Below are 17,156 nucleotides of genomic sequence, written 5' to 3' on the forward strand. Positions count from 1 at the left end.
CCGTCCCCTCGGGGGCGGGCCCTTCGTCGTCGGTGCGTCGTCGGTGCGTCGTCGGGTGCGGCTCAGCGGCCGAGCAGGATGTCCTGCACGTCCTTGAGCGCGGCGTCGACCTCCGCCTCGAAGTAGCCGCCGGGCACCAGCCCGAAGCGCAGCGTGTCCAGCTCCTTCGGGTTCACCGGCATCGGGTTGCGCCCCTGCATGCCGCCGAGCAGCGTGTCGAAGAACCGGTCGACCTGGTCCGGGTCGTACCCGCTACCGAACCGACGGACCTGGAAGCCGCGCCGGATCTGGTCGACCCGGTGCAGGTCGCTGCCGGGCGGGCCGGCCATCGGCGGGCCCACCATCGGCGGGCCGGCGGCCGGCGGACCGACAAGCGGCGGGCCCGTCATCGAGGGGCCGCCGCCGTAACCCTGGTCCGGCGGGCCGTAGCCCTGCTGCGGCAACGCCGGCGGGCCGGCCGGGCCGCGCCCACGCAGCTCCCGCAGGTCCCGCTCGGGCATCCGGATCTCCGCGGTCATGTCGGCCCGACCGTGCCGGCCGGCCTCGAAGCCGTCGAAGCGGTCGCTCGGGCCGCCGTACCCACCCGGGCCCTTGTCCTGGCCGTAGCCGCCGGGACCGGTGTCCTGGCCGTAGCCGCCGGGACCGGTGTCCTGGCCGTAGCCGCCCGGACCGGTGTCCTGACCGTAGCCGCCCGGACCGGGCGGCAGGCTGCGCGGCGGCGGTCCGCCGTGCCCGATCGGGGCACCCGGCCCGGGGCCCATCGGACCGGGACCGGCCGGGCCGCGCGGCGCGTCGTAGCCGCCACGCGGGCCGTCGTACCCACCGGCGAACGCGCCGGTCGGCTCGTCGTAGCGGTTGCCGTAGCGGTCGACGGGCGGGCCGGCCTGGGCCGGCATCTGCCGGGGCGGCATCGGCGGCTGCGGCACCGGGGACAGTCCACGGTCGTCGCGCATCGGCGGGCCGAGCCGGTCGGCCATCCGGGGATCGCCGCCGCGCCCACCGGGGGCGCCGGCGCGGTCCTCCAGCTCGGCGAGCTGCCGCTCGACCCGGTCGAGGTGCAGGTCGACCTGCCACTCGTCATAGCCGTTGAACCGGACCCGGAAGACGACGTCGTGGACCTCCCGGGACGCGACGGGCGCACCGACCGGCTGGCCGTCGAGGGTCGCCTCGACCCGGTCCAGGAAGGCGTCCACCTCGTCGACCTTGTATCCCCGACGGAGCGCCTTCCGCCGGAAACGCTGACCCTGACTCGCCACTGTGTCTCCTGGTCTCGTACCGCTACGCCGTTGCCGCGCGGGGGTCGCTGTCGGTGTCCTCGGCGGCGGCGAGCTGCCCACACGCCCCGTCGATCTCGCGCCCCCGGGTGTCCCGCACCGTGGTGGACACGCCGGCGTCGCGCAACCGCCTGACGAACTCCCGCTCGACCGGCTTCGGGCTGGCGTCCCAGCGGCTGCCCGGAGTCGGGTTGAGCGGGATCAGGTTCACATGGGTCAGCTTGCCCGCCAGCAGCCGCCCGAGCAGGTCGGCCCGCCACGGCTGGTCGTTCACGTCCTTGATCATCGCGTATTCGATGGACACGCGACGCCCCGTCGTAGCCGCGTAGTCCCACGCCGCGTCCAGCACCTCGGACACCTTCCAGCGCTGGTTGACCGGGACGAGTTCGTCGCGCAGCTCATCATCGGGGGCGTGCAGCGACAACGCAAGGGTCACGGAGAGGTCTTCGCTGGCCAACCGCCGAATGGCCGGCACCAGCCCGACCGTGGAGACGGTGATGTGCCGTTGGGACAGGCCGAGCCCCTCCGGGGCCGGCGCGACCAGCCGGCGGATCGCCGCCACCACCCGCGCGTAGTTGGCCAGCGGCTCACCCATGCCCATGAACACCACGTGCGACAGCCTCGGCGGCGAGCCGGCCACCGCACCGGAGGCGGCCACGCCGGCCAGGTAGACGGCCTGGTCGACGATCTCCGCGGTGGAGAGGTTGCGGGTCAGCCCGGCCTGGCCGGTGGCGCAGAACGGGCAGGCCATGCCGCAGCCGGCCTGGCTGGAGATGCAGACGGTGACCCGGTCCGGGTAACCCATCAGCACGCTCTCCACCAGCGAGCCGTCGTGCAGCCGCCAGAGCGCCTTGCGGGTGGCGCCGTCGTCGCAGGCCAGCTCGCGGACCGGGGTGAGCAGCGTGGGCAGCAACGTGCCGGCCAGCCGCTCCCGGGTCGCCGCCGGCAGGTCGGTCATCCGCTCCGGGTCACGGACCAGGCGGCCGAAGTAGTGATTCGACACCTGCTTGGCGCGGAACGCCGGTTCGCCCAGCTCGGTGACGAGCGCCTGCCGGCCCGGCAGGTCGAGGTCGGCGAGGTGGCGGGGAGGCATCGCGGGCCGGCGGCCGCGGGCGTCGGGGTCTACGGAGATCAGCGGGAGGCTCGTCATGGCGCGTCCAGTCTGACACGCGCCGAGCCGGACGCACCTGTCCACCGGCACCGAATGGCCCCCGACCGGCCGGTCGGGGGCGTGGCGACGACGTGATCCATCCCTCAGCTCACCACCGGCACGAAGACCGCCAACAGCAGGTACGCCGTCGGCACCGCGAACAGGATCGAGTCGAGCCGGTCCATCAGGCCGCCGTGGCCGGGCAGCAGGTTGCTCATGTCCTTGACGCCCAGATCGCGCTTGATCATCGACTCGGCGAGGTCGCCGAGCACCGCCGCACAGGACATCGCCATCCCGAACAGCGCGCCCCACCACGGGGCCACGTCGAACAGCAGCCACAGCAGCAGCGCGCTGCCCGCCGCGGCGGCGGTGACCGAGCCGGCGAAGCCCTCCCACGACTTCTTCGGACTGATCTTCGGGGCCATCGGGCGCTTGCCGAAGGCCACCCCGGCCGCGTACCCACCGGTGTCGGAGAGCACCACCGCCACCAGCGTGACCAGCACCCGCAGGTGACCGTCGTCGGGCGCGGCGGCGAGCAGGGCCGCGAAGCCGGCGAGGAAGGGCACGTAGACCGCGATCAGCGTGGCCGCGGTCAGGTCACGCTGGTAGTTGCCGGGGCCGTCGCCGAGCCGCCAGATCATCGTGCCCAGCACGGTGACCAGCAGCCCGAGGCAGAGCGCGTCCGGGCCGGCGAACCAGGCCAGCCCGACCATGATCACGCCACCGGCGACCAGCGGCACCAGCGGCGGGTGGGCGCCGCTGCGGCGGACCGCCCGCGCCATCTCCCAGATGCCGATCGCCACCGCGGCGGCGAGCACGGCCAGGAACGCCGGCAGGAAGAAGAAGAGCGGCACCACGATCGCCGCGCCGAGGGCCGCCCCGACGCCGATCGCCGCCGGCAGGTTGCGGCCCGCCCGGGACGCCGGCGGCGCGGTGGTCGGGGGGCGGTCCGCGCTCGCCCGTCGACGCCCCTTCGACCGGCGACCGGCCGGCGGTTCGGGCGCGGGCTCGTCGCGTACCGCGGGGTCGTCACGGACCGTGAGCTCGTCGCGGACCGGGGCGATCTGCGCGGTGGGGTAGTCGTCGTCCGGCCGGTCGTCGCCCGCCGGGCCGCGGTCGCCGGGGCCGGGCTCGTCCCGCCGGCCACGCGGCGCGGCCGGGGGGCCGTCGGGCGGCCACGGCGCGTCGTGGTGCCGCTGATCCAGCGGGTACGCGTCGGTGACCGGCCCGGCGTACGCCTCCGCGTCGGGAAAGGCGTCCGGGCCGGGGGCGGGACGCCGCCACGGGCCGGGCTCCAGGCCGGTCTCCGGCCAGGGCAGGGCGGGGGCCGAGCGGTCCCAGCCGCGCGGCTCGGTGCTGCCGTAGGGGTCGGGGTGGGACATCACGCACCGGCAGACGGTACGAAAGCCACCTCATGACGCAAGACCAAGACCATCCCCTACCGGCGTGAGACTTCCTGTTGACCGACCGACGGCCGGGCGATCCCCGCCGTTCACCCGGTGGTGGTCGGGAATCGTGCCGAGCCTACTGCAACCGGCCCGCGTCGAGGGTGGACGCCGGCCGGGCACGACGACGGCACCGGGCCGCCGCCCGGGGTGCCGGGCGACGGCGGCGCGGTGCCGTGACGGAGTGCGCGGGCCGTTCAGACCTCGAGCAGCTCGCTCTCCTTGTGCTTGATCATTTCATCCACGGTGCCGACGAAGCGCTGGGTCAGGTCGTCCAGGTCCTTCTCCGCGCGCCGGCCCTCGTCCTCGCCGACCTCGCCGTCCTTGACCAGGCGGTCCAGCTCTTCCTTGCCCTTGCGGCGGATGTTACGGACGGCGACCTTCGCCTCCTCGCCCTTCTGCCGGGCGACCTTGATCATCTCGCGCCGCCGCTCCTCGGTCATCTGCGGGAGCACGATGCGCAGCTGGTTGCCCTCGTTGTTCGGGTTCACCCCGAGATCCGAGTCGCGGATCGCCTTCTCCATCGCATTGGTCTGCGAGGTGTCGTACGGCTTGATGATCACCATACGCGGCTCGGGCACCGCGATGGACGCCATCTGCGGCAGCGGGGTCGGGCTGCCGTAGTAGTCGATGACGATCCGGGAGAACATGGCGGCGTTGGCGCGACCGGTGCGGATCCCGCCGAATTCCTCCCTGGCGTGCTCGATGGCACGCTCCATCTTCTCCTCCGCCTCGAGGAGGGTGTCGTCGATCACCGGTCTCCTCGCCTCCTTCTGTCGCTCGTCGTGGGCTGTGCTGGGGCTGTGGCAGAGGACCGCTGCCGGTCCGGGTGGGCCGGGGCCGGTCAGGCGGTGATCAGCGTGCCGATCTTCTCACCGCCGACGGCGCGGACGATCGTGTCGTCACCCTGGGCGCCGAAGACCAGCATCGGCAGGCCGTTCTCCATGCAGAGGCTGAACGCGGCGGCGTCGGCGACCCGCAGGTTGCGACGCAGCACCTCGGAGAAGGTGATCGAGTCGAGCTTGCTCGCCGTCGGGTCGATCCGGGGGTCGGCGGTGTAGACCGCGTCCACGCCGTTCTTGCTCATCAGCACCACGTCCGCGCGGATCTCCAGCGCGCGCTGGGCGGCCACCGTGTCGGTGGAGAAGTACGGCATCCCGGCGCCGGCGCCGAAGATCACCACCCGACCCTTCTCCAGGTGCCGGATCGCGCGCAAGGGAATGTACGGCTCGGCGACCTGGGCCATGGTGATCGCGCTCTGCACCCGGGTCTCGATGCCCTCCTTCTCCAGGAAGTCCTGGAGCGCGAGGCAGTTCATCACCGTGCCCAGCATGCCCATGTAGTCGGCGCGGGCGCGGTCCATGCCGCGCTTCTGCAGCTCGGCGCCGCGGAAGAAGTTGCCGCCGCCGACCACCACGGAGACCTGCACGCCGCGGCGAACCACGGTGGCGATCTGCCGGGCGATGCCCTGGACCACGTCCGGGTCGACGCCGATCGCGCCGCCGCCGAAGACCTCGCCGGACAGCTTCAGCACCACCCGACGGGACCGGCCGGGCGGAGGGGCGGTCGGGTCATCCGCCGCCAGGCTCCGGTCACTCACAACCTGCGTCATCCGCCCCGCCCCTTCTCCCCGCGCACCGCGCGAGCGTCGCGTACCTGCCCTTGCCGACCCTATGTGACGAGGAGGCCGCGGTGCCTGTCGCGTACACCGGCGGCCTCCTCGTCCACGTTCTCGCTGCCCGGGCCCGCGGGCCCGGGTGGCGGCTCAGGCCTGGCCGACCTCGAACCGCACGAAGCGGGTCACCTCGATGCCGGCCTCGGCCAGCACCTGCTTGACGGTCTTCTTGTTGTCGGCGACCGCGGCCTGCTCCAGCAGGACGAAGTCCTTGAAGAAGGAGTTCACCCGGCCCTCGACGATCTTCGGGAGCGCAGCCTCGGGCTTGTTCTCCTCGCGGGCGGTCTGCTCGGCGATGCGCCGCTCGGACTCGACCGTCTCGGCGGGCACCTCGTCCCGGGTGAGGTACTTCGGCCGCATCGCGGCGATCTGCATCGCGACGCCCCGGGCGTCCGCGTCGCCCGCCTCGTCGGTCTTGCCGGAGAACTGCACCAGCACGCCGACCGCCGGGGGCAGGTCCTGGCTCTTGCGGTGCAGGTAGACCGCGGTGGTGCCGTCGAGCTTGGCGAAGCGGTTCAGCACCAGCTTCTCGCCGATCTTGGCGGACTGCTCCTGGACCAGGTCGGCGACGGTCTTGCCGTCGATGGTGCTGGCGAGCAGCTCCTCGGCGTTGGTGGCGCCACTGGTCACGCCGTGCTCGACCAGCTGCTGGGCCAGCGCGATGAAGGCGTCGTTCTTGGCGACGAAGTCGGTCTCGCAGTTGAGTTCGAGCAGCGCCTGGCCGGAGTGGGCGATGAGACCGTTGGCGGCGGTGCGACCGGCCCGCTTGCCCACGTCCTTCGCGCCCTTGATGCGCAGGATCTCGACGGCCTTGTCGAAGTCGCCCTCGGCCTCGGTCAGCGCCTTCTTGGAGTCCATCATGCCGGCGCCGGTGAGGTCCCGGAGCTTCTTGACGTCCGCGGCGGTGAAGTTGGACATGACTCTCTCTTCGGTGTCTGTGACTACTGCGGTGGGATGGTCTGACTGCCGGTTACCCGGAACCGGGCCGGTGTCGCCCGGTGTGTCCGCCGCGCCCCGCCGACCGGCGCAGAACCGGCCGGCGGGGACGCGACGGTGCGATCACTCCGCGGCGGCGGTCGCCGGCTGCTCGTCAGCCTTCTTCGGCTCCTCGGCGGCGGCCGGCTGCTGCTGCTCGGCGGCGGCAGCGGCGGGCTGCTGCTCGGCGGCGGCGGCGGTCGCCGGCTGCTCGTCGGCCTTCTTCGGCTCCTCGAGCAGCTCGCGCTCCCACTCGGCCAGCGGCTCGTCGGCGCCGACCTGGCCCGCCTCGGGCTTCTCGTCGCCGCCCCGGCCACGGCCGGAACGCGCGATCAGACCGTCGGCGACGGCCGCGGCGACGACCTTGGTCAGCAGCTCGGCCGAGCGGATGGCGTCGTCGTTGCCCGGGATCGGGAAGTCGACCTCGTCCGGGTCACAGTTGGTGTCCAGCACGGCGATCACCGGGATGCCCAGCTTGCGGGCCTCGTCGACGGCGATGTGCTCCTTCTTGGTGTCGACGATCCAGACCGCGGCCGGGAGCTTCTGCATGTCCCGCAGGCCACCGAGGGTCTTGGTGAGCTTGATCTTCTCGCGGGAGAGCTGGAGGGTCTCCTTCTTGGTGTAACCGGCGGCGGTGCCGCTCAGGTCACCCAGGGCCTCGAGCTCCTTCATCCGCTGGAGCCGCTTGTACACGGTCTGGAAGTTGGTCAGCATGCCACCGAGCCAGCGGTGGTTGACGTACGGCTGGCCGACCCGGGTCGCCTGCTCGGCGATGGCCTCCTGGGCCTGCTTCTTGGTGCCGACGAACAGGATGCTGCCGCCGCCCGCGACGGTGCTGCGGATGAACGAGTACGCCTTCTCGATGTAGTCGAGGGTCTGGCGCAGGTCGATGATGTAGATACCGTTGCGCTCGGTGAAGATGAAGCGCTTCATCTTCGGGTTCCAGCGCCGGGTCTGGTGCCCGAAGTGCACACCGCTCTCCAGCAGCTGACGCATGGTCACGACGGCCATGGTGGGTACTCCTACTTTGTCCCTGGTTGTCCGTCCGGCCGGCGGCCGGACGCCTGGCGCCCGGTCGCCGGCCAGGGTGGGCCCGGACGAAGGACCGGGACCAGGGAGGCCGTCGCTCCACGGAATGACCATGGAGAGGGCACGCGAGGTCGACCGCGCGAGGCGGTCGCCAGTTGACCAGTGTACGCGCCGTCTCCGCCCCCCGACCCCGGGGTACGCGGTCGCCGGCGGTCAGCGGGCCGCGAGCACGCCGGCGGTCAGCGGGCCGCGAGTGCGGCGGCGACGAAGAGCACCAGGCCGACGGTCAGGTACGCGGTCGGCGGGCGGAGCCAGCCGCGGCTGCCCTCGGCCAGCGCGAGCCCACCGGTGCGCAGGCCGTACAGCCCGGCGCCGAAGATCGGCAGCCCGACCACCAGGAACGTGCCCACCACGACGTGCGACGTGGAGACCGGGTCACCCACCAGCCCGTGCAGCAGCACCCGCAACGCGGGCACCTCCAGCACCAGCACGAGCGCGGCCAGCAGCACCGCCAACGCCGGGCGCCGGGTCCGGTAGACGCCGTCACCGGGCGGCGGCCCGTCCGACCGGGGCACGACCGCCGGCATCGGGCCGGTCGGCATCTCCAGCGGGTTCACCGGCGCCGTCGGCTCGGCCGGGGCGGTCGGGCGCTCGCCGATGGTCAGCGAGGTGGCCGCACCCGGGCTCGGCCGGCCGCCCACCGAGATCTGCGTCCCGCCGGCCGTGGCGGGCTCCGCCGACCGGCCGGTCTCCACGATCGGGTAGCCGCCGAGCGGGCCCGGGCGGGCCGGATCGCCGCTCCCGGCCGGGGCATCCGCGCCGAACCCCCCGAACGAGGCCGGACCGGCCGAAACCGCGCCTCCGGCCGGGGCGTCCGCACCGAAACTCCCGAACGAGGCGGGTCGGGCCGGGTCGGCGCCCCCGGCGAGGGCGTCGGTTCCGCGCGACCCGAGCGGGTCCGGCGCGCCGCGCGACGCGGTGCCGAGCGCGTCGACGCCGCTGCGCGACACCGCGCCGAGCCGGTCGTCCCCCTGCCCGGCCGCCGCCTCGCGGGCCGCGCGCCGGCCGGCCCGCCCCGGCAGTTCGCCGGAGACCTCCGGGTCGTCCGGTCGCTGTGACCGCCAACCACTCGTGTCGTCGACAAGCGGATCGGCGGCGGAGTACCGACCCGGGTCCGCGTACCGACCCTCGCCCGCCCGCTGCTCCGGGGCGCGGTAGTCGTCGTCGCGGTAGCGCGGCTCGCCCGCGGCTCGCCAGTCCGACTCGTACCCGCGGTCGCCCCACCGCGGTTCCTGCTGATCCTCGGGATAGCTCCGTCGTCCGTCCACGACGGGCACGGTATGCGACCGGCACCAGCCACGCCATTCGGGTCGGCCGGAGCGTCACCGCAGCTCATCCCCACACCGTCCGGTCGTCGCGCGATCACGGAGCGTGTCCTCGCGAGTCGTCCCTTTAGCAGATGGGGCGCGAGATCGGGTGCCCGTCCACAACCCCACCCTCGTCCACAGGCCGGCGGCGGCAGCGCCGCACGACCACGCCCGTCGGTCGCATCCTGACCGGCATGACGAACCGGAACCAGGCCGTCGGCGCCTACGGCGAGCGGTGCGCGCTGCGGCACCTGATCGAGACCGGGCTACGCCCGATCGCCCGCAACTGGCGCTGCCCCGACGGGGAGATCGACATCATCGCCTGGGAGGGGCCGGTCCTCGCCTTCTGCGAGGTGAAGACACGGCGCACCGAGCGGTACGGCTCCCCCGCCGAGGCCGTGGTCCGGGCCAAGGCACGCCGGCTGCGCGGCCTGGCCGCCCGCTGGCTCGCCGAGACCGGCACCACCGCCGACGAGGTCCGTTTCGACGTGCTCTCGGTCCGGTTGCCGGCCGCCGGCCACGCCCGCGTGGAACACCTCCGGGGCGCGTTCTGACATGGGCTACGCCAAGGTCCTCAGCGTCGGGCTGGCCGGCGTGTCCGGGCAGGTGGTCGAGGTGGAGGCCGACCTCGCGCCCGGCCTGCCGGCGGTGCTCATCTCCGGCCTGCCGGACACCGCGCTGCACGAGGCCCGCGACCGGGTTCGCGCCGCCATCGTCAACTCCGGCCAGAAGTGGCCCAACCGGCGGATCACACTCAACCTGCTCCCCGCCACCCTGCCCAAGTACGGTTCCGCGTTCGACCTCGCCATCGCCGTCGCCGTGCTCGCCGGTTCCGGCGAACTACCGCCGGTCGCCCTGGAGGGCACCGTCGTCCTCGGCGAACTCGGTCTCGACGGCGCGGTCCGCCCGGTCCGGGGCGCCCTGCCCATGGTCGCCGCCGCCGCCCGGGCCGGCTGCCCGCGCGTCGTGGTGCCCGCCGGCAACGCCGCGGAGGCCGCCGTCATCCCCGGCGTACGGGTGCACGGGGTCGACACGCTGCACCGGCTCGTCGCGCACGTCCGCGGCGGCGTGCCACTGCTCGCCTCACCGGAGCCGCCGCCGGCCGGCGCGCGCACCGGTCCCGACCTCAGCGACGTCGCCGGGCAGCCCCTCGGCCGGCGGGCACTGGAGATCGCCGCCGCCGGCGGCCACCACCTCGCCCTGCTCGGCCCGCCTGGGGCCGGCAAGACCATGCTCGCCGAACGACTGCCGTCGATCCTGCCCGCGCTGGACGACGAGGCCGCCCTGGAGGTGACGGCGCTGTACTCGATCGCCGGCCTGCTGCCGCCCGGCGGCGGGTTGCTGCGCCGCCCACCGTTCCAGGCGCCGCACCACACCGCCACGGTGCCCGCGCTGGTCGGCGGAGGCTCCGGGCTGGCCCGGCCCGGCGCCGTGTCGCTGGCCCACCGGGGCGTGCTCTTCCTCGACGAGGCGCCGGAGTTCAGCAAGGGCGCGCTGGAGGCGTTGCGCCAGCCGCTGGAGAGCGGCCGGGTCCGGGTCGCCCGCACCCGGGGCGCCGTTGAGTACCCGGCCCGTTCCCAACTGGTGCTGGCCGCCAACCCCTGCCCCTGCGCGAAGCCGTCCGGCGACGCCGACTGCGAGTGCGCCCCGCAGGCCCGGCGGCGCTACCTCGGCCGGCTCTCGGGGCCACTGCTCGACCGGGTCGACGTGCAGGTGCAACTGATGCCGGTGACCGCGGCGGAGCTGATGGAGACGGTGACCGTGAGCGAGTCCTCGTCGACGGTCGCCGCCCGCGTCGCCGCGGCCCGACGAGCCGCCGCGGACCGGTGGGCCGGCACCGGGCACCGGCTCAACGCCGAGATACCGGGGCCGCTCCTCCGTCGTCCACCGTGGCGGCTCCCCGCCGACGACACCGCTGAGCTACGCGCCCGGCTGGACTCCGGATCGATCTCCGCACGCGGCTTCGATCGCGTCATCCGGATGGCCTGGACCGTCGCCGACCTGGACGGGCGAGCACGCCCGGACCGGCAGGACGTGCTGGAGGCCCTCCAACTCAGGACGGGAGCGGCCGCATGAGCACCGGGGAGGAGCGGCTGCTCGCCCGGCTGGCGTTGACCTGGCTCGCCGAGCCCGGCACCTGGACCGTGTACCGGCTGGTGGACTCGATCGGCCCGATCGCCACGCTGGACCTGCTGCTCGACGGCGGCGCACCCGATGACCGGCTCCGCGCCACCGTGGCGGCCCGCCGCGCCGGCGGTGACGCACGCGGCGTCGCCGCCGACGCGCTGGCCCGCGCGGAACGGCTCGGTGCCCGCGTCATCTGCCCGGAGGACGCCGAGTGGCCGGTTCGACTCGCCGACCTGTGCCGTCTCCGGCTGCCCGACGCCAGCCGGCGGGTGGACCTGGAAACCGCCCCGCCGCTGTGCCTGTGGTTACGCGGCGCCCCGCGACTGGACGAATCCCTGGAGCGTTCCGTGGCCGTGGTCGGCGCCCGGGCCGCGACCGCGTACGGCCTGCACGTGGCGACCGAACTCGGCTACGGTCTCGCCTACCGGGGCTGGACCGTGGTCTCCGGGGGTGCCTTCGGCGTCGACGCGGCGGCGCACCGAGGCGCGCTGAACGCCGGCGGGGTGACGGTGAGCGTACTGGCGTGCGGGATCGACCGGCCCTACCCGATGGGTAACGCCGCGCTCTTCGACCGGATCGCCGAGTCCGGGTTGCTGCTCGGCGAATGGCTGCCCGGGGCGGAGCCCCTGCGTCCTCGGTTCCTCATCCGGAATCGCGTGATCGCCGCCGGAACCGTCGGCACCGTGCTGGTGGAGGCGTCCGCCCGCAGCGGGGCGACCCAGACGACGAGACGGGCGCTCGCCCTCAACCGCCCGACCATGGTCGTTCCGGGTCCGGTCACGTCGGCCATGTCCGTCGGCGCCCACGAGATCCTTCGCGAGGAGCCGAGGGCCCGCCTGGTCACCGGCGTGGCACACGTGCTGGAGGAGGTGGGTCGGATCGGCGCTGACCTCGCCCCGCCCGTACGCGGGCCGAGCCGGCCCACCGACCAACTCGACGACGAGTCCACGCTGCTGGTGGAGACGTTTCCGCGCCGCGGCGTGATCGGGCTGGAGGCGCTGGCCGCCCGGGCCGGCGTGGACATCCGGACGGCCATGCGGAAGCTGTCGCTGCTGGAGGAACTGCACCTCGTGGTGCGCCGTGACGGCGGGTACGCGTTGGCTCCCCCGCCGGCGGTCGTCAGGCGGGCGAACGCCCGGACCGGAGACGGGTGACCACGTTCCCACTCCCCGGTCTCCAGCTCCGCGACGAGACCCCGGATCGCGTCCGGCAGGCCACGGTGGACGGACCGTACGACGGACTGCGGCGGGGAGTACGCGTCCGCCTGTCGGTACCCGAGCGGCTCACCCGGTGCCCGTAGGCTCATCCCGACCACGGGGCCCCCGCCGGCGCGGGATCGACGACGAGGTGGGCATGAGCGGACGACGCGGCGGTACCCGCGACCTCCACGCGGCGCTGCCCACCGCCATGCGTGCGGCGGTGGACGACTTCGCCGACCACCTGTCCCGGGTGCGGAACCGCTCCGCGCACACCGTCCGGGCGTACGTCACGGACGTGGTCTCACTGCTGGACCACGCGGCGCGGATGGGCTGCGCCGACCTGCCCGAGCTGGACCTCGCGGTGCTGCGCAGCTGGCTGGCCCGGCAGCGGACCATGGGGACCGCCCGGACGACGCTGGGCCGGCGGGCCGCCGCCGCCCGGACCTTCAGCGCCTGGGCGCACCGGGCCGGCCTGCTTCCCGGTGACGTCGCCGCGCCGCTGGCCAGCCCCAGGGCCCGCCGGGACCTGCCCACCGTGCTGCGCGCCGATCAGGCCGCCGCTCTGATGGAGGCCCCGGCACGGGCCGCCGAGGCCGCCGACCGGGACACGGGACTGCCCGCCGAGACAGATGCCGACGCAGACGACGGAGCCGGGGCGAGCGACGGGGCCGGGGCGCCGGAGGCGGTGCTGCTGCGGGACCGGCTGCTGCTCGAACTGCTCTACGGCACCGGGGTGCGGATCAGCGAGGCGTGCGGCCTGGACGTCACGGACGTCGACCAGGCCCGCCGGGTGGTACGCGTGCTGGGCAAGGGCGGCCGGGAGCGGGCGGTGCCGTACGGGGTCCCGGCGCAGCGCGCCCTGGACGCGTGGCTCGACGCCGGCCGGCCCGCCCTGGTGGGGCCCGGCTCCGGCCGCGCGCTGCTGCTCGGGGCCCGGGGCGGACGGCTGAACCCGACCACCGCCCGGCGGATCGTGGCCGGCTGGACCACGGCGGCCGGCGTGCCGCGGGTGACCCCGCACGGGCTGCGCCACTCGGCCGCCACCCATCTGCTCGAAGGCGGCGCGGACCTGCGCGCCGTGCAGGAACTGCTCGGGCACTCGTCACTGGCCAGCACGCAGATCTACACACACGTCTCGGTCGAGCGGCTGCGGGCGGCCTACCGGCAGGCGCACCCACGGGCCTGACGGAACCGGCCGGCGGTGATCCACGGCGGGCTACCATCGACGGATGACGGTGCCGCAGCCGCCCGAGCCGATTCCCGGGGCTCGGCTGCTCTTCTCCCTCGACCCGTCCGTCAGCCACCTCAACCACGGCTCGTACGGTGCCGTGCCGGTCGTCGTGCAGCGCGCCCAGCAGCGGCTGCGCGACGAGATGGAGGCCAACCCGATGCGGTTCTTCGGCCAGGGCCTGGTCGACCGGATCACCCACGCCCGGCGGCACCTGGCCACCTTCCTCGGCGCCGACCCGGACGGCACCGCCCTGGTCGGCAACGCCACCACCGGCGCGGCCGTGGTGTTGCAGTCGCTGGTGCTGCGCCCCGGCGACGAGGTGCTGACCACCGACCACGGGTACGGCGCGGTCGCCCTGTCGGTGGCCCGGGAGTGCGAGCGGACCGGGGCGGTGTCCCGGACCCTGCCGGTGCCGTTGACGGCCACCGACGAGGAGATCGTCGAGATCGTCCGGGCCGGGCTGCGCCCCGGGCGGACCCGGTTACTGATCGTCGACCAGCTCACCTCGCCGACCGCCCGGCTGTTCCCGGCGGCGGCGCTCGTCGCGGTGGCCCGGGAACGGGGGGTGCCGGTGCTGGTGGACGCGGCGCACGCGCCGGGCATGCTGCCGGCCACGGTAGCGTCGGTCGGCGCCGACTTCTGGGTCGGCAACCTGCACAAGTGGGCGTACGCGCCGCGCGGCACCGCCGCGCTGGTGGTGGCGGAGCCGTGGCGGGAGCGGATCCAGCCGCTCGTCGTCTCGTGGGAGCAGGGCAGCGGGTTCCCCACCCGGGTCGAGTGGCAGGCCACCGACGACTACACCGGTTGGCTGGCCGCTCCGGTCGGCGTGTTCACGCTGCGCAGCCTCGGCGTGGACCGGGTGCGCGCGCACAACGCGGCGCTGGCCGCGTACGGGCAACGGGTGGTCGGGGACGCGCTCGGAGTGGCGCCGGAGCGGCTGCCGGCGCCCGGCGGACCGGCGGTCGCCATGCGCCTCGTGCCGCTGCCGCCCGGCGTCGCGACGACGCTGGACGCGGCCCGGGCGCTGCGGGCCCGGATCGCGGACCGGCTGGCCGCCGAGGTGTCGGTGGCCGGCTGGAACGGTCGGGGCTACCTGCGGCTGTGCGGCCAGGTCTACAACACTCCGGAGGAGTACGACCGGCTGGCGGTGCGGCTGCCCGCGTTGCTCGCCCAGGGCTGAGCGCCCAGGTCGGCCCGGCGTGGCCGGCGTCGGGTCGAGTGGGAGGAGTCGGACCCGGCCCAGCCCGAGCAGGGCGAGCGGGTCCAGGTAGTCGTCACCGTGGCGCAGTCCCCAGTGCAGGCAGGCCGCGGCGGCACAGCCGGGGTGCCCGGCGAGCAGCTCGCCGACCGGGGTGCCGGCGTCGACCCGGGTGCCGGCCGCGAGCCGGGAGCGGACCGGCTCGTAGGTGGTGCGCAGCCCGTCACCGTGCCCGACGGTGAGCACCGGCCGGCCGGCCACCTCGCCGGCGAAGAGGACCGTGCCCGCTCCGGCGGCGCGCACCTCGGCACCCGGTGCGGCGACGAGGTCCACGCCCCGGTGCCCGGGCAGCCAGGGCCGGGGTGGCGGGTCGAACCGCCGGGCCACCCGGGGTGGGCCCGGCAACGGCCACCGAAAACGTGCCGCCGCACCGGTTCCCGGCACCCTGGCCGCCGGCACCGGTCGACCGACCGGCGGTGCGGCGCCGGCCGGGGCCGGGCGGTGCGGCGGCTCGGCGGACGGGCCCGGCGTGAGGAGCAGCACCAGCAGCACGGCCGAACCGGCGCGACCGATCGGGGTAGCCATGCCGCGCACTCTGCCCGCGCACCCGGCGTCCGGCCACCGCTCGCGGACGACGCTGTGGACGGACACCCGCTTGTGGACGACGCCCGAACTCGGGACGGATCTGCTATGGCGGATCCGCCTATGCTGGCCGCGTGACGAAGGACTGGCACGCCTGGCACCGCGACTACGACCAACCCGACTCGGCGCTGTCCCGGCGGCTCGTCGAGGTGCGGCTCCGGATCGTCGAGGCGCTGGACGCGGCGCCGCCCGGCCCGCTGCGCGCGATCAGCCTCTGCGCCGGCCAGGGACGCGACCTGATCCCGGTGCTCGCCACCCATCCCCGGGGCCGGGACGTGACCGCCCGCCTGGTCGAGTTGGATCCGCGCAACACCGATCCGGCCCGCCGGGCCGCCGCCGAGGCGGGGCTGACCGGTGTGGAGGTGGTCACCGGCGACGCGGCCCCGACCGACCGCTACGCCGACCTGGTCCCGGCGGACCTGGTGCTGGCCTGCGGCATCTTCGGCAATATCGACGACGACGACATCCGGTCGACGGTGCGACACTGTGCGTCACTCTGCGCCACCGGCGGCACGGTGCTGTGGACCCGGCACCGGCGGGAGCCGGACCTGGTGCCGGTCATCTGCGACTGGTTCGCCGAGGAGGGCTTCGTGCCGGTGGCGGTGAGCAGCCCGGCCGACGGGGTGGGGGTCGGCGCGCACCGCTTCACCGGCCCGCCCCGGCCGCTCGCCCCGGGGGTGCGGATGTTCGAGTTCGTGGGGTACGACGAGTTGGAGCAGCGATGACCTCTGTGGACGACGTCAGCCGCCCCTCGCGGGTCGCCGGGCCGGACGAGGCGATCAGCGTCGAGGAGCTTCAGCTCGCCGCGCGCAACCACGGCATCCCGCTGGAGGCGTTGCGGTACGACGTGACGCCGGCGGGCCTGCACTACCTGCTCATCCACTACGACATCCCGGACGTCGACCCGGCCGGGCACACGCTGACCGTGTCCGGGGCGGTCGAGCGCCCGCTCCGGCTGGACCTGGCGACGTTGCGCGCCCGGCCCCGGGTCACCCGGCAGGTCACGCTGGAGTGCGCCGGCAACGGGCGGGCGTTGCTGCGTCCTCGGCCGGTCAGCCAGCCCTGGCTGGTGGAGGCGGTGGGCAACGCCGAGTGGACGGGCACCCCGCTGGCTCCGCTGCTGCGCGAGGCCGGCCTGTCCGCCGACGCGGTCGACGTGGTGTTCACCGGCGCCGACCACGGGGTGGAGCGCGGCGTCGAGCAGGACTACCAACGCGCGCTGCCGGTGCCCGACGCGCTGCGCGAGGAGGTGCTGCTGGCGTACGAGATGAACGGCGCTCCGTTGTTGCCGCAGCACGGCGCCCCGCTGCGGCTGATCGTGCCCGGCTGGTACGGCATGGCGCACGTCAAGTGGCTGCGCGACATCCGGGTGACGACGGAGCCGTTCGACGGCTACCAGAACGCGGTGGCCTACCGGCTGCGGACCGACGCCGTCGACCCGGGCGTGCCGGTGACCCGGATCGAGCCCCGCGCGCTGGTGCGTCCGCCCGGGTTCCCGGATTTCATGTCCCGCACGCGGGTGCTGCGGCCGGGGCCGTGCACGGTGGACGGTCGCGCCTGGTCGGGGCACGCGCCGGTGACGTCGGTCGAGGTGACGTTCGACGGCGGCGACACCTGGACGCCGGCGCGTCTGGACGAGCCCACCGGGGGCGGGTGGGCGTGGCGCCGGTGGTCGGTGGCGTGGACGGCGACGCCGGGGCGGTACGTGCTGGGGGCGCGGGCGACGGACGCCTCGGGGCGGACCCAGCCGGTCGAGCAGCCGTGGAACCGGGGTGGGTTCGCGAACAACCTGGTGCAGCGCGTCGAGGTGGTCGTGCCGGCGGAGTGATCGGCGGCCGGCGGCG

The 17,156-nt window shown here is 74.7% G+C and carries 15 protein-coding genes and 1 pseudogene; 7 read left to right on the top strand and 9 right to left on the bottom strand.

Annotated elements, in window-relative coordinates:
• Positions 1-62: 62 nt before the first annotated feature.
• The 8 genes from ACZ6O5_RS07670 to ACZ6O5_RS07705 form a co-directional block, all read right to left on the bottom strand.
• Positions 63-1,256 carry a DivIVA domain-containing protein gene (locus tag ACZ6O5_RS07670; RefSeq protein WP_465975233.1) on the bottom strand — a complete coding sequence of 398 codons (1,194 nt, stop codon included), beginning with the start codon at positions 1,254-1,256 and terminating at the stop codon, positions 63-65.
• 22 nt (positions 1,257-1,278) lie between these two features.
• Entirely contained in the window at positions 1,279-2,424 is a 1,146-nt protein-coding gene (gene rlmN, locus ACZ6O5_RS07675) for a dual-specificity RNA methyltransferase RlmN (RefSeq protein ID WP_281935651.1), read from the bottom strand.
• A 104-nt stretch (positions 2,425-2,528) separates the two neighbouring features.
• Complete coding sequence (locus tag ACZ6O5_RS07680; RefSeq protein ID WP_465975235.1) at positions 2,529-3,806, bottom strand: phosphatidate cytidylyltransferase; 1,278 nt, start codon at positions 3,804-3,806, stop codon at positions 2,529-2,531.
• A gap of 260 nt (positions 3,807-4,066) precedes the next feature.
• A complete protein-coding gene (gene frr / locus ACZ6O5_RS07685; protein WP_107155971.1) occupies positions 4,067-4,624 on the bottom strand; it encodes a ribosome recycling factor in 558 nt (185 codons plus the stop codon).
• Between the two features lie 89 nt (positions 4,625-4,713).
• Entirely contained in the window at positions 4,714-5,481 is a 768-nt protein-coding gene (gene pyrH / locus ACZ6O5_RS07690) for a UMP kinase (RefSeq protein WP_036345766.1), read from the bottom strand.
• A 153-nt stretch (positions 5,482-5,634) separates the two neighbouring features.
• Positions 5,635-6,462 carry a translation elongation factor Ts gene (gene tsf, locus ACZ6O5_RS07695; protein WP_465975237.1) on the bottom strand — a complete coding sequence of 276 codons (828 nt, stop codon included), beginning with the start codon at positions 6,460-6,462 and terminating at the stop codon, positions 5,635-5,637.
• A gap of 141 nt (positions 6,463-6,603) precedes the next feature.
• Positions 6,604-7,530, bottom strand: coding sequence for a 30S ribosomal protein S2 (gene rpsB / locus ACZ6O5_RS07700; protein WP_465975239.1), 927 nt, complete (start codon positions 7,528-7,530; stop codon positions 6,604-6,606).
• A gap of 257 nt (positions 7,531-7,787) precedes the next feature.
• Entirely contained in the window at positions 7,788-8,885 is a 1,098-nt protein-coding gene (locus ACZ6O5_RS07705; RefSeq protein ID WP_465975241.1) for a hypothetical protein, read from the bottom strand.
• 224 nt (positions 8,886-9,109) lie between these two features.
• Between ACZ6O5_RS07705 and ACZ6O5_RS07710 the strand changes: the two genes are divergently transcribed.
• The 5 genes from ACZ6O5_RS07710 to ACZ6O5_RS07730 all read left to right on the top strand — a co-directional run bounded on the left by ACZ6O5_RS07710 (position 9,110) and on the right by ACZ6O5_RS07730 (position 14,652).
• Positions 9,110-9,469 carry a YraN family protein gene (locus ACZ6O5_RS07710; RefSeq protein ID WP_281935668.1) on the top strand — a complete coding sequence of 120 codons (360 nt, stop codon included), beginning with the start codon at positions 9,110-9,112 and terminating at the stop codon, positions 9,467-9,469.
• A 1-nt stretch (position 9,470) separates the two neighbouring features.
• The gene (locus ACZ6O5_RS07715; protein WP_465975243.1) at positions 9,471-10,991 is read left to right on the top strand and encodes a YifB family Mg chelatase-like AAA ATPase; all 1,521 of its coding nucleotides are present in this window, start codon (positions 9,471-9,473) and stop codon (positions 10,989-10,991) included.
• Positions 10,988-12,196: a DNA-processing protein DprA gene (locus ACZ6O5_RS07720; RefSeq protein WP_465975245.1), complete on the top strand. Its 1,209-nt coding sequence runs from the start codon at positions 10,988-10,990 to the stop codon at positions 12,194-12,196. Before ACZ6O5_RS07715 ends, ACZ6O5_RS07720 begins: the two co-directional genes overlap by 4 nt.
• Positions 12,197-12,395: 199 nt before the next feature.
• Positions 12,396-13,427, top strand: coding sequence for a tyrosine recombinase XerC (locus ACZ6O5_RS07725; RefSeq protein ID WP_465975247.1), 1,032 nt, complete (start codon positions 12,396-12,398; stop codon positions 13,425-13,427).
• Between the two features lie 43 nt (positions 13,428-13,470).
• Entirely contained in the window at positions 13,471-14,652 is a 1,182-nt protein-coding gene (locus ACZ6O5_RS07730; RefSeq protein WP_465975249.1) for an aminotransferase class V-fold PLP-dependent enzyme, read from the top strand.
• 33 nt (positions 14,653-14,685) lie between these two features.
• Here ACZ6O5_RS07730 and ACZ6O5_RS07735 read toward each other — a convergent pair.
• A pseudogene (locus tag ACZ6O5_RS07735) lies at positions 14,686-15,255 on the bottom strand (murein hydrolase activator EnvC family protein); the annotation flags it as partial.
• A gap of 131 nt (positions 15,256-15,386) precedes the next feature.
• On the opposite strand from ACZ6O5_RS07735, the gene ACZ6O5_RS07740 reads away from it, so the two are divergent.
• Positions 15,387-16,037, top strand: coding sequence for an SAM-dependent methyltransferase (locus ACZ6O5_RS07740; protein WP_465975251.1), 651 nt, complete (start codon positions 15,387-15,389; stop codon positions 16,035-16,037).
• A complete protein-coding gene (locus ACZ6O5_RS07745) occupies positions 16,034-17,140 on the top strand; it encodes a sulfite oxidase (protein WP_465975253.1) in 1,107 nt (368 codons plus the stop codon). Before ACZ6O5_RS07740 ends, ACZ6O5_RS07745 begins: the two co-directional genes overlap by 4 nt.
• The last annotated feature ends 16 nt before the right edge of the window (positions 17,141-17,156 follow it).

The sequence above is a fragment of the Micromonospora sp. NPDC049201 genome, assembly GCF_055586805.1.